This is a genomic window from Pseudomonas sp. MT92, assembly GCF_058792515.1.
This window is the reverse complement of record NZ_JBXAFA010000005.1, coordinates 178,731-190,970: the sequence shown is the minus strand read 5'-3', so window position 1 is coordinate 190,970 and position 12,240 is coordinate 178,731. Positions and strand designations below refer to the sequence as shown.

Sequence of the window (12,240 nt, the reverse complement as noted above, 5' to 3'; positions counted from 1 at the left end):
TTGGGTCGACGTCCAAGAGAGCTTGGGCCGGCCGGTTGTCTATTCGCGCCCTACCTTAAGGGACAGGCGCGTTCAGGTCGAGATTAAAAATTCAGGTCAAGGCCAGAGCCATCCAACAGCCCTGACCGTCAACGGTATTGGAGGAAGACGTTGTCTCGCCCGAACTGGTCACGCAGGGCTTGAATCAACGCATCCGCCGGATCGATTCGCCAGCCTTCGCCGAACTGCAGCAAGGCTTTCGCATCGGGACTGGTGTAGTCCATGGTGATCGGGCACGCACCACGGTGACGCTTGAGCAGTTCACCCAGCCAGCGTAGCTGATCACCTTTCAAATCTTTGGCGTGCAGCTTCAGGCGCAGGCTCTCAGCCAGGTTGGTACGCGCATCTTCCATGCTCATCACCCGCTTCACCCGCAACCGCAGGCCGCCGGAGAAATCATCGTTGCTGACTTCGCCTTCGACTACCACCATTGCATCAGTCTGCAACAGCGATTGCGCGGAATGGAACGCATCGGCAAACAACGACGCCTCGATCCGCCCGGAACGGTCATCAAGGGTGATGAACCCCATCTTGTCGCCCTTTTTGTTCTTCATCACCCGCAGGGCGATGATCATGCCGGCGACCGTCTGGGTATCGCGCGCAGGCTTGAGATCGATGATGCGCTGACGGGCAAACCGGCGTATTTCACCTTCGTACTCGTCGATCGGGTGACCGGTCAGGTACAGGCCCAGGGTATCTTTTTCCCCTTTCAACCGCTCCTTGAGGGTCAGCTCCTTGGCTCTGCGATGATTGGCGTAAACATCCGCATCTTCTTCAACAAACAGGCCGCCAAACAGGTCGGCATGGCCGCTGTCGTGGGTACGGGCAGTCTGCTCGGCCGCCTTGATCGCCTCTTCCATGGCCGTCAGCAGGACGGCACGGTTGCGGTCGATATTGGCTTGATAGGCCTTCGGTTCATCGTGGAAATACGGGCCAAGACGATCCAGCGCTCCGCTGCGGATCAAGCCGTCGAGGGTGCGCTTGTTGATGCGCTTGAGGTCGACCCGGGCGCAGAAATCGAACAGATCCTTGAACGGACCGTCCAGGCGCGCTTCGGTGATCGCCTCGACCGGCCCCTCCCCCACGCCCTTGATCGCGCCCAATCCGTAAATGATCCGGCCTTCGTCGTTCACCGTGAACTTGAACTCTGAAGTGTTCACATCCGGTGCGTCGAGGCGCAGCTTCATCGTGCGCACTTCCTCGATCAAGGTCACGACCTTGTCGGTGTTGTGCATATCCGCCGAAAGCACCGCCGCCATGAACGGCGCCGGGTAGTGCGCCTTGAGCCATGCCGTCTGGTACGAGACCAGACCATAAGCCGCGGAGTGGGATTTGTTGAAGCCGTAACCGGCGAATTTTTCCACCAGGTCGAAGATGTTACCGGCCAGGTCGGCATCGATATTGTTGGTGGCGCAACCTTCAATGAAGCCGCCACGCTGCTTGGCCATTTCTTCGGGCTTTTTCTTACCCATCGCCCGACGCAGCATGTCTGCACCGCCGAGGGTGTAGCCGGCCATGACCTGGGCAATCTGCATCACCTGTTCCTGATACAGGATGATGCCGTAAGTGGGCGCCAATACGGGCTTGAGGCCTTCGTATTGGTAATCCGAGTGTGGGTACGCCAGTTCGGCACGACCGTGTTTACGGTTGATGAAGTCATCCACCATGCCCGATTGCAGCGGGCCGGGACGGAACAGGGCCACCAGTGCGATCAAGTCTTCCAGGCAGTCGGGCTTGAGCTTCTTGATCAGCTCTTTCATGCCGCGGGATTCGAGCTGGAACACCGCTGTGGTTTCGGCTTTTTGCAGCAGCGTGTAGGTCGGCTTGTCGTCCAGCGGGATGAACGCAATGTCCAGCGGCGGCTCGTTGACCTTGGCGCGGTCGCGGTTAATGGTTTTCAGGGCCCAGTCGATGATCGTCAAGGTCCGCAGGCCGAGGAAGTCGAACTTCACCAGCCCGGCGGCTTCAACGTCGTCCTTGTCGAACTGGGTCACCAGGCCGTCACCCGCTTCATCGCAATAGATCGGCGAGAAATCGGTCAATTTGGTCGGAGCGATCACCACACCACCGGCGTGCTTGCCGACGTTACGCACAACGCCTTCGAGCTTGCGGGCCATCTCCCAGATTTCGGCGGCTTCTTCATCGACCTTGATGAAGTCACGCAGAATTTCTTCCTGTTCGTAGGCCTTTTCCAGGGTCATGCCGACTTCGAACGGAATCATCTTCGACAGACGATCCGCCAGGCCATAAGACTTGCCCTGCACCCGCGCCACGTCGCGCACCACAGCTTTTGCCGCCATCGAACCGAAGGTGATGATCTGGCTTACCGCGTTGCGGCCGTATTTCTCGGCCACATAGTCGATCACCCGATCGCGTCCGTCCATGCAGAAGTCGACGTCGAAGTCGGGCATGGAGACCCGTTCCGGGTTAAGGAAACGTTCGAACAGCAGGTCATATTCCAGCGGGTCGAGGTCGGTGATCTTCTGCACATAAGCCACCAGCGACCCGGCACCCGATCCACGGCCTGGCCCCACCGGCACACCGTTGTTCTTGGCCCACTGGATAAAGTCCATCACGATCAGGAAATAACCGGGGAATCCCATCTGGATGATGATATCCAGCTCGAAATTCAGCCGGTCGACATAAACCTGACGCTTGGCCTCGTAGTCTTCAGTGGTGTCCTTGGGCAGCAGGACCGCGAGACGCTCCTCAAGGCCATCGAACGAGACTTTGCGGAAATACTCGTCGATGGTCATGCCATCGGGAATCGGGAAGTTGGGCAGGAAGTGCGTGCCCAGTTTGACTTCGATGTTGCAGCGTTTGGCGATCTCGACCGTGTTTTCCAGCGCTTCGGGAATATCGCTGAACAGCTCGGCCATTTCCTCGGCGCTTTTGAGGTACTGCTGATCGCTGTAATTCTTCGAACGCCGCGGATCGTCAAGCGCGCGGCCCTCACCGATGCAAACGCGGGTTTCGTGGGCGGCGAAGTCTTCCTGCTTGATGAAGCGCACATCGTTGGTCGCCACCAGCGGCGCACCGATTTTCTCGGCCAGCGCCACGGCACCGTGCAGCTGCTCTTCGTCGTTGGGGCGATTGGTACGCTGGATTTCCAGATAGAAGCGGTCCGGGAACACCTCCATCCATTCGCGTGCCAAGGTTTCGGCTTCGTCCGGGTTGCCACTGAGCATCGCCTGGCCGATCTCGCCTTCTTTCGCCGCCGACAGCATGATCAAGCCTGCGCTGGCTTCAGCGACCCACTCGCGCTCGATGATGATCGAACCGTTGCGCTGGCCGTCGATAAAGCCGCGGGAAATCAGCTCGGTGAGGTTGCGATAACCTTCGGCGTTCATCACCAGCAGGCTGATCCGGCTCAGCGGATTGTCCGGATCCTTGTTCGACAACCACAGGTCGGCGCCACAGATCGGCTTGATCCCGGCGCCCATGGCGGCTTTATAGAATTTGACCAGGGAACACATGTTGTTCTGATCGGTGACCGCAACGGCAGGCATGTTCATGCCGACCAGGGTCTTGACCAGCGGCTTGATCCGCACCAGACCGTCGACCAGGGAATATTCAGTGTGCAGGCGTAGATGAACGAATGAAGCCGGCATAGTGATCCTGTCTAGAAACTAGAAACGTGAAGACAACAAGGCCCGGATTGTACCGGGCCTTGGCAAAAAAAATCAGCCTTGCCGCTAACTCTCGATCAGGCGCTCCCGCGCCTCATACGCCAGGCGCACCGGGGCAAACGAGCGCCGATGGATCGGGGTCGGCCCCAGACGAGCGAGCGCTTCAAGATGGACTGGCGTCGGGTAACCTTTATGCCCGCCAATGCCGTAGCCGGGATAAATCAATTCGAACGCAGCCATTTCACGGTCACGACTGACCTTGGCCAGAATCGATGCAGCCGCGATGGCCGGCACCTTGCCATCACCCTGCACCACCGCTTCGGCGCGCATCGGCAATTTCGGGCAACGATTACCGTCGATCATCGCCAGTTTCGGCTGTATATGCAGCCCTGCTACCGCGCGCTGCATGGCCAGCATGGTGGCATGGAGGATGTTCAGCTCGTCGATCTCTTCGACTTCCGCGCGGGCGATGCACCAGCTCAGGGCTTTCTCGCAGATTTCATCATAGAGTTTTTCCCGACGAGCTTCGGTGAGCTTCTTCGAGTCATTCAAGCCGAGAATCGGACGGTTCGGATCGAGGATCACAGCCGCAGTCACCACGGCGCCACAGAGCGGGCCGCGACCGACTTCGTCGACGCCGGCAACCAACTCTTCCACATCAGCGACCAAGGTGAAATCCAGCCCCATCTGCATGCTTGTTTTACTCATTGTGCTTGGCCGATCAAATTCAGCACCGCATCCGCCGCCTGATTAGAGGCATCCAGACGCAAGGTACGGTGGATTTCGTCAAAACCGCGAGTTTGCTCTTCCCCACCCTCGATCAGCGGCGACAGGGTCTGGGCCAGCGCTTCGACCGTTGCATCGTCTTGCAGCAACTCGGGCACCAGCAGTCGCTGGGCCAGCAGGTTCGGCAAGGAGACGTAGGGGCTTTTCACCATCCGCTTGAGAATCCAGAACGTCAGCGGCGCCAAGCGATAAGCGACCACCATTGGGCGTTTGTACAACAGGGCTTCAAGCGTTGCCGTGCCGGACGCGATCAGCACTGCGTTACACGCGGCCAGGGCCAGGTGGGACTTGCCATCGAGCAAGGTCAGCGGCAGATCGCGGCCGACCAACAGCTCTTCAAGCTGCGCGCGACGCTGCGGGTTGGCACACGGCAAGACAAACCGCACGCCCGGACGCAGTGCCCGCAGGCGTTGGGCCGTGTCGAGAAACAATGCACCGAGACGGCCCACTTCGCCGCCGCGACTGCCGGGCATCAGCGCGACCAAGGGCCCGTCAGGCAATCCAAGCTCGGCCCGCGCTGCGGCACGGTCGGCCTCGAGCGGAATGGCATCGGCCAGGGTGTGCCCGACAAACCGCACTGGCACGCCCTTCTCTTCATAGAACTTTGCTTCAAACGGAAACAGCGTCAGCATCAGGTCGCAACCTTCACGAATCTTCAGCACGCGCTTCTGTCGCCAAGCCCAGACCGACGGACTGACGTAATGCACGGTCTTGATCCCGGCCTGACGCAGCTTGAGTTCGATATTGAGATTGAAATCCGGGGCATCGATTCCGATGAACACGTCCGGCTTCGCGGCAATCAGGTCTGCGACCAGTTTCTTGCGACGTGCCAGCAACTCGCGCAATCGGCCAAGTACCTCAACCAGGCCCATGACCGACAGGCGCTCCATCGGGAAGTATGAAGTCAACCCCTCAGCCTGCATCAGCGGGCCACCGACACCGATGAATTCGATTGCCGGGTGTTGAGCCTTGAGCGCACGCATCAGCCCCGCGCCCAGAATGTCACCGGAAGCCTCACCCGCCACCAGCGCAATACGCAGATTGGCCATGATTAGCGGGTGATGCCGCGCGTCGAAGACTGGATGGAGTCGCGGAACACCGCAACTTCCGGGAATTGCTCCGAAGGTTCGGCCAGTTCGGCGAGTGCTTGCTCAACCGTCAGGCCCTGGCGATAGACCACCTTGTAGGCACGACGCAGGGCGTGGATCGCATCTTCGCTGAAACCGCGACGGCGCATGCCTTCGAAGTTCATGCTACGGGCTTCGGCCGGATTGCCGAACACCGTAACGAACGCGGGAACGTCCTTGCCGATGGCGGTACCCATGCCGGAAAAGCTGTGGGCACCAATGTGGCAATACTGGTGAACCAGGGTGAACCCGGACAGGATCGCCCAGTCTTCAACGTGCACATGACCGGCAAGTGCGGTGTTGTTGACCAGAATGCAGTGGTTTCCGATGACGCTGTCGTGACCGATGTGTGCATAGGCCATGATCAGGTTGTGATCGCCCAGGGTGGTTTCCGAACGATCCTGAATGGTTCCACGGTGAATGGTCACGCCTTCGCGAATGACATTGTGGTCACCGATCACCAGGCGAGTTTCTTCGCCCTTGTACTTCAGATCAGGCGTGTCTTCACCTACCGAGGAGAACTGATAGATGCGGTTGTGCTTACCGATTCGGGTTGGGCCCTTAAGAATCACATGCGGCCCGATAACCGTCCCCTCGCCGATCTCCACACCTGCGCCGATGATCGACCACGGCCCGACCTCGACACCGTCAGCCAGGACGGCCGTCGGATCGATGATTGCGCGAGGGTCAATCAAACTCATAGTTTACGTTCCGCGCAGATGATTTCAGCTGAGCAGACTGGCTTGCCATCGACCGAAGCCTGGCACTCGAACTTCCAGATCTGACGCTTGCAGCTGATGAACTTGGCTTCAAGAATCAACTGATCACCCGGCAACACCGGCTGGCGGAAGCGTAGCTTGTCGGAACCGACGAAGTAATAAAGGGTGCCATCGGCCGGTTTCACGTCGAGCATCTTGAAACCAAGGATCCCGGCAGCCTGAGCCATCGCTTCGATGATCAGTACGCCCGGCATGATCGGATGCGCCGGAAAGTGACCATTGAAGAAAGGTTCGTTGATGCTGACATTCTTGTAGGCGCGAATGCGCTTGCCTTCCACATCCAGATCCACGACCCGGTCCACCAGCAGGAACGGGTAACGGTGAGGCAGGTATTCGCGAATCTCGTTGATGTCCATCATTTCGGGGGGAAGCCTATGTAAAGATTGGGAGCGCGCGACTTACGCGCACTCCTCTAGCAAATCAAGGACACAGTCTAGCGGCTGCGCACATTTGATATGGAAATGGTATCAGCCATCTGAAGAAGCATTACCGTCAGGGGTCACTTCCCCTACTTGCTTTTCCAGCTGTCGCAAACGCCGTGCGATGTCATCGAGCTGACGGATACGGGCCGCGCTTTTGCGCCACTCGGCCGCTGGCTGCATTGCCGTACCGGAAGAATAGGAACCTGACTCGGTGATCGAGTGAGTCACCATGGTCATCCCGGTAATGAAAACGTTGTCGCAAATATCGATATGTCCCACCAGCCCTACGCCACCGGCGAGCATGCAATGCTTGCCGATTTTGGTGCTGCCGGAAATGCCCACGCACGCGGCCATGGCCGTGTGATCACCAACCTGGACGTTGTGGGCGATCTGAATCTGGTTGTCGAGCTTAACGCCATTACCAATGATGGTATCGGCGAGCGCGCCGCGGTCGATGGCAGTGTTCACGCCAATTTCCACGTCGTCACCGACCAGAACGCCACCGATCTGGGCAATTTTCTGCCAGATACCCTTTTCGTTGGCAAAACCAAAGCCTTCGCCACCGAGTACGGCACCCGACTGGATGACCACTCGTTTGCCGATGCGCACGTCGTGATACAGCGTGACACGCGGAGCGAGCCAGCCACCTTCGCCAATGACGCTACGAGCACCGATGAAACAGTGCGCGCCAACGGTTGTCCCCGCGGCAACTTGCGCACCGCTCTCGATGACTACAAACGCTCCGATACTCGCCGCCGGATCGACCACCGCGTCCGCCGCAATGACTGCGGTCGGATGAATACCGGCGGCCGCCTTGGGCTTGGGATCGAACAGGTGAGAAATGCGCGCGTAGGCAGCGTATGGATCAGGCACCACCAGTACATTACCGGCAAACCCCTCAGCATCAGCGGCTTTCAGCAACAAGGCTGCAGCCTGGCTGCCTGCCAGGTATTTACGGTATTGGGGATTTGCGAGAAAGCTCAACTGAGTTGGGCCAGCCTCCTGCAAGGTGGCTAGCCCAGTAATTGCCTTCTCCGCGTCGCCACGTAATGTGGCACCGAGGAACTCGGCCAGTTGGCCGAGTTTGATAGTCGCAGTCATGGATTACTTCAGCTGATTCATGCGCTCGATAACCTGGCGCGTGATGTCGTACTGAGGCTTGACATCGATCACTGCGCCACGCTCGAAGACCAGGTCAAAAGCACCTTTCTTGATGACTTCTTCCACAGCGCTGTCCAGTTTCGGCTTGAGCTGTTTCAGCATTTCACGGTCGGCAACGGCTTTGGCTTCGTTCAGTTCCTTGGACTGGAACTGGAAGTCACGAGCCTTTTGCTTGAATTCAAGCTCCAGACGCTCACGCTCGCCTTGCTGCATTTTGTCGCCACCGGCCATCAGACGATCCTGAATACCCTTGGCACTGCTTTCCAGTGTCTTGAGCTTGGTCAGTTGAGGACCGAATTTTTTCTCGGCATCCACGGCGTACTTCTTGGCCGCATCGGATTCCAGCAGGGCCATCTGATAGTTCAGAACGGCGATTTTCATGTCGGCAAAAGCCGGGCCTGCTACCAGTACGGAAGCCAGGAGAACCAATTGAGTCAACTTACGCACGATGCACTCCTACAAAATCCATTGTCGTTATCTTGGGTCAGACGCTTAGAACGTCTGGCCGAGGGAGAATTGGAACACTTGAGTCTCGGCATTGCTGTCCGGCTTTTTAACTGGCATCGCTAACGCGAAGCTCAACGGACCAAGGGCGGTCACCCAAGTCACACCAACACCCACAGAACTGGCCATATTGCTCAGGCTGACGTCGTTACATTGAGTGTTGGACTTCGAGCCATCGGCATTGGTGCTCTGCTTGCAGGTCGAATCGAACACGTTACCCACATCCCAGAATACCGAGGTGCGCAACGAACGCTGGTCTTTCACGAACGGCAACGGGAACAGAAGTTCTACACCACCCTGAATCAGGACGTTACCACCAAACGGCAATGGATCCTGGTCTGGATCGACTGCAGTTCCCGGGTTCACGCCCCGGCTCGGGGTACTGCGAGGCCCCAAAGTGCTGTCCTTGAAGCCACGAACCGAGTTGAAACCACCAGCATAGTAGTTTTCATAGAACGGCAAGCCATCAGTGGAACCATAACCATCGCCATAACCCAGTTCGGTGTGCAGGCGCATGGTGTAGTTTTCAGACAACGGCTGGAACAATTGACCGCGGTAATCCAGCTTGAAGAACGACAAATCGCTGCCCGGGGTTGTCGCTTCCGCAGTCAGGCTTTGGGAATGACCACGGGTCGCCAGTACGCCTTTGTTCAGTGTGGACTCGGACCAACCGGCCGAGGCCTTGAAGTTCAGGTACTGATCACCTTGCTGGTTAACGAAGTCGAAAATTTCGTCGACGGTGTAAAGACCCGTCTTGATCTTGTCTTGTTGCGCAGTCAATCCGAAGGTCAGACGCGACGTCTCGCTGATTGGATAACCGACGCTGACGCCCGCTCCCAGGCTGTCAACGGCGTAGCTGGCTACGTTGACATCAAGGTCTTTGTAGTCGGTGGTGCGATAGAAGGCGTTGTAACCCAGGCTCACACCATCAGCGGTCCAGTACGGGTCGACATAACCGAAGTTATAGCGACTTTGATATTGGCTGCGAGTCAAGCCGATGCTGACCTTGTTACCCGTACCCAGGAAGTTGTTCTGGGTAATCGAACCACCAAGGATCAAACCGGCACTCTGGGCAAAACCGACGCTGGCGGTAATCGAACCGGACGCTTGTTCTTCAACGCTGTAGTTCACATCCACCTGGTCATCGACGCCAGGTACGGCCGGCGTCTCAACGTTGACTTCCTTGAAGAAGCCCAGTCGCTCCAGACGTGTCTTGGATTGGTCGATCAGGTAAGTTGACGCCCAACCGCCTTCCATCTGACGCATTTCACGGCGCAGCACTTCGTCCTCGGACTTGGTGTTGCCACGGAAGTTGATGCGGTTGACGTAAGCACGCTTGCCCGGATCCACAGCGAAGGTGATGTCTACGGTGTGGTCTTCATCATGAGGCTGCGGTACGCCGTTGACGTTGGCGAAGGTGTAACCCTCGTTACCCAGACGACGGGTGATCAGCTCGGACGTCGTGGTCATCAGCTTGCGCGAGAACACCTGGCCTTTCTGCACCAGGAGCAGGGACTTGACCTGATCCTCTGGAACCTTCAGGTCACCGCTCAACTTGACGTCACGAACGGTGTACTTGTCGCCTTCGTTGATGTTGACGGTGATATAGACGTGCTTTTTGTCCGGAGTGATGGACACCTGGGTCGAAGCGATATCCATGTTGATATAGCCACGGTCCAGGTAGTAGGAACGCAGACGTTCCAGGTCACCGGACAGTTTTTCACGAGCATACTTGTCGTCGTTCTTGAAGAACGACAACCAGTTGGTGGTCTTGAGTTCGAACAGGTCGATCAGGTCTTCATCCGGGAAGACCGTGTTGCCCACCACGTTGATGTGCTGGATAGCCGCCACGGTGCCTTCGTTGATGTTGACCTTCAAACCGACGCGGTTGCGCGGTTGAGGTACCACTTCGGTGTCGACGGTGGCGGAGTAGCGACCCTGAGCGACGTACTGGCGCTGCAGCTCGTTACGTACACCTTCAAGGGTCGCACGCTGGAAGATCTCGCCTTCGGCCAGACCGGACTGCTTGAGGCCCTTCATCAGGTCCTCAGTGGAAATCGCCTTGTTACCTTCGATCTCGATACTGGCGACCGACGGACGCTCGACTACAGTAATAACCAGGACGTTGCCATCGCGGCCCAGCTGGATATCTTGAAAGAAACCGGTTTTGAACAACGCACGAGTGGATTCCACCAGGCGATGATCATCCGCCTGTTCACCGACGTTCAACGGCAAAGCACCAAAGACGCTACCCGCGGAGACCCGCTGGAGGCCATTGACGCGAATATCAGAGATAGTGAAGGACTCGGCGTGAACTTCGGCGATCATCAATACGGTGAGAACCGCAGTTAGCAGCAGACGTTTCATGAAGTCCTTTCTTATTCCAACTGGCAATAAACAAACTGCCGCAAAATGCGGCAGATTCGCAATTCAGCGACGTTACAGACGACCCAGATCATTGACCAGAGCAAGCAACATCACTCCGACCACCAAACTGATACCGATCTGTATCCCCCAACCTTGCACCCGATCCGACAAGGGACGACCACGCGCCCACTCAATCAGATAAAACAACAAATGCCCCCCATCCAGCACAGGAATGGGCAGCAAATTCAGAACTCCCAGGCTAATACTCAGATAAGCAAGGAAATTCAGGAAATCAGCGACACCCGACTGTGCCGAAGCGCCCGCCACTTTAGCAATGGTTATCGGTCCACTCAAGTTTTTTACCGAGAGCTCGCCGAACAACATTTTCTTCAGCGAATCCAGGGTCAGCAGGCTCATGGTCCAAGTACGCCGCGCCCCCTCCCCAATCGCGGCCACCGGACCGTAACTGACCTCCCGAACCATCTCCGGCGGCCAGTCGACAGGCTTGACCCCAGCCCCCAGGTAACCACTCGGCGCCTTCCTGTCACCACGCGCAGCCAGTGTCACAGGGACGTCGATTTGAGCACCCTCGCGCTCGACCCGCAGCATGATTTTGGTATCAGGATGCATACGAACGGTGTCGACCACTTGCTGCCAGTCATCCAGCGCCTTGCTGTCCAGCGCCAGCAGTCGGTCACCGGTTTTCAGGCCAGCAGCCTGCGCCGGGCCCTTTGGATCAAGTTCAGCCAGGACCGGCGGCAATGCCGGACGCCAGGGACGGATACCCAGCGATCGAATCGGATCCGGCTCATCAGCCCCCTTGAGCCATTTATCAAGGGCCAGCTCACGCGGAGAATCGACCGTGGAGCCTTGCTCACGAACCAACACTTGCAGGGAACCGCTTTCCCCGAGTCGACGGACCAACTGCAAATTCACCGCCGCCCAACCGGAAGTCGGCTCACCGTCGATGGAAACAATTTCCTGACCCGGGTTCAAACCGGCCTTGGCGGCGATACTGCCAGACTCTACAGCCCCGATGACCGGGCGTACCTGCTCGCTGCCAAGCATGGCCAGCACCCAGAAAAACACCAGGGCCAACAGAAAGTTGGCAATCGGCCCAGCCGCTACGATGGCAATACGCTGACGGACGGATTTTCGATTGAAGGATTGGTCGAGTTGATCGACAGGTACTTCGCCTTCACGCTCGTCAAGCATCTTGACGTAGCCACCCAGCGGGATGGCAGCCAAAACGAACTCAGTGCCTTTTTTGTCGTGCCAGCGCAGCAGTGGCATTCCGAAGCCAACGGAGAAGCGCAGCACTTTGACCCCACAGCGACGCGCGACCCAGAAATGGCCGAACTCGTGGAAGGTAACCAGCACGCCCAAAGCTACCAGGGTGCCGACAATCATATAGAGCGCGCTCATC

At 57.8% G+C, this 12,240-nt stretch carries 9 protein-coding genes; all 9 read right to left on the bottom strand.

Annotated elements, in window-relative coordinates:
• Positions 1-128: 128 nt before the first annotated feature.
• On the bottom strand, positions 129-3,650 hold the full coding sequence (gene dnaE, locus AC1Q6D_RS11225) for a DNA polymerase III subunit alpha (protein WP_103403606.1): 3,522 nt from the start codon (positions 3,648-3,650) through the stop codon (positions 129-131).
• Positions 3,651-3,734: 84 nt separating this feature from the next.
• On the bottom strand, positions 3,735-4,361 hold the full coding sequence (rnhB, locus tag AC1Q6D_RS11220) for a ribonuclease HII (RefSeq protein ID WP_103403607.1): 627 nt from the start codon (positions 4,359-4,361) through the stop codon (positions 3,735-3,737).
• Positions 4,362-4,372: 11 nt separating this feature from the next.
• Positions 4,373-5,503, bottom strand: coding sequence for a lipid-A-disaccharide synthase (gene lpxB / locus AC1Q6D_RS11215; RefSeq protein ID WP_090467448.1), 1,131 nt, complete (start codon positions 5,501-5,503; stop codon positions 4,373-4,375).
• 2 nt (positions 5,504-5,505) lie between these two features.
• The gene (gene lpxA / locus AC1Q6D_RS11210; RefSeq protein ID WP_047526326.1) at positions 5,506-6,282 is read right to left on the bottom strand and encodes an acyl-ACP--UDP-N-acetylglucosamine O-acyltransferase; all 777 of its coding nucleotides are present in this window, start codon (positions 6,280-6,282) and stop codon (positions 5,506-5,508) included.
• Complete coding sequence (gene fabZ / locus AC1Q6D_RS11205; protein WP_007940511.1) at positions 6,279-6,719, bottom strand: 3-hydroxyacyl-ACP dehydratase FabZ; 441 nt, start codon at positions 6,717-6,719, stop codon at positions 6,279-6,281. Before fabZ ends, lpxA begins: the two co-directional genes overlap by 4 nt.
• Before the next feature lie 108 nt (positions 6,720-6,827).
• Positions 6,828-7,883, bottom strand: coding sequence for a UDP-3-O-(3-hydroxymyristoyl)glucosamine N-acyltransferase (gene lpxD / locus AC1Q6D_RS11200; protein WP_103403608.1), 1,056 nt, complete (start codon positions 7,881-7,883; stop codon positions 6,828-6,830).
• A 3-nt stretch (positions 7,884-7,886) separates the two neighbouring features.
• Entirely contained in the window at positions 7,887-8,390 is a 504-nt protein-coding gene (locus tag AC1Q6D_RS11195) for an OmpH/Skp family outer membrane protein (protein ID WP_007990260.1), read from the bottom strand.
• A gap of 45 nt (positions 8,391-8,435) precedes the next feature.
• Complete coding sequence (bamA, locus tag AC1Q6D_RS11190) at positions 8,436-10,814, bottom strand: outer membrane protein assembly factor BamA (protein WP_047526317.1); 2,379 nt, start codon at positions 10,812-10,814, stop codon at positions 8,436-8,438.
• A 72-nt stretch (positions 10,815-10,886) separates the two neighbouring features.
• Positions 10,887-12,239, bottom strand: coding sequence for a sigma E protease regulator RseP (gene rseP / locus AC1Q6D_RS11185; RefSeq protein ID WP_103403609.1), 1,353 nt, complete (start codon positions 12,237-12,239; stop codon positions 10,887-10,889).
• Position 12,240 lies beyond the last annotated feature (1 nt).

Bases quoted from the DNA above. Each gene is read 5' to 3' on its own strand.
- dnaE (WP_103403606.1), bottom strand. From the start codon at position 3,650: ATGCCGGCTTCATTCGTTCATCTACGCCTGCACACTGAATATTCCCTG.
- rnhB (WP_103403607.1), bottom strand. From the start codon at position 4,361: ATGCAGATGGGGCTGGATTTCACCTTGGTCGCTGATGTGGAAGAGTTG.
- lpxB (WP_090467448.1), bottom strand. From the start codon at position 5,503: ATGGCCAATCTGCGTATTGCGCTGGTGGCGGGTGAGGCTTCCGGTGAC.
- lpxA (WP_047526326.1), bottom strand. From the start codon at position 6,282: ATGAGTTTGATTGACCCTCGCGCAATCATCGATCCGACGGCCGTCCTG.
- fabZ (WP_007940511.1), bottom strand. From the start codon at position 6,719: ATGATGGACATCAACGAGATTCGCGAATACCTGCCTCACCGTTACCCG.
- lpxD (WP_103403608.1), bottom strand. From the start codon at position 7,883: ATGACTGCGACTATCAAACTCGGCCAACTGGCCGAGTTCCTCGGTGCC.
- bamA (WP_047526317.1), bottom strand. From the start codon at position 10,814: ATGAAACGTCTGCTGCTAACTGCGGTTCTCACCGTATTGATGATCGCC.
- rseP (WP_103403609.1), bottom strand. From the start codon at position 12,239: ATGAGCGCGCTCTATATGATTGTCGGCACCCTGGTAGCTTTGGGCGTG.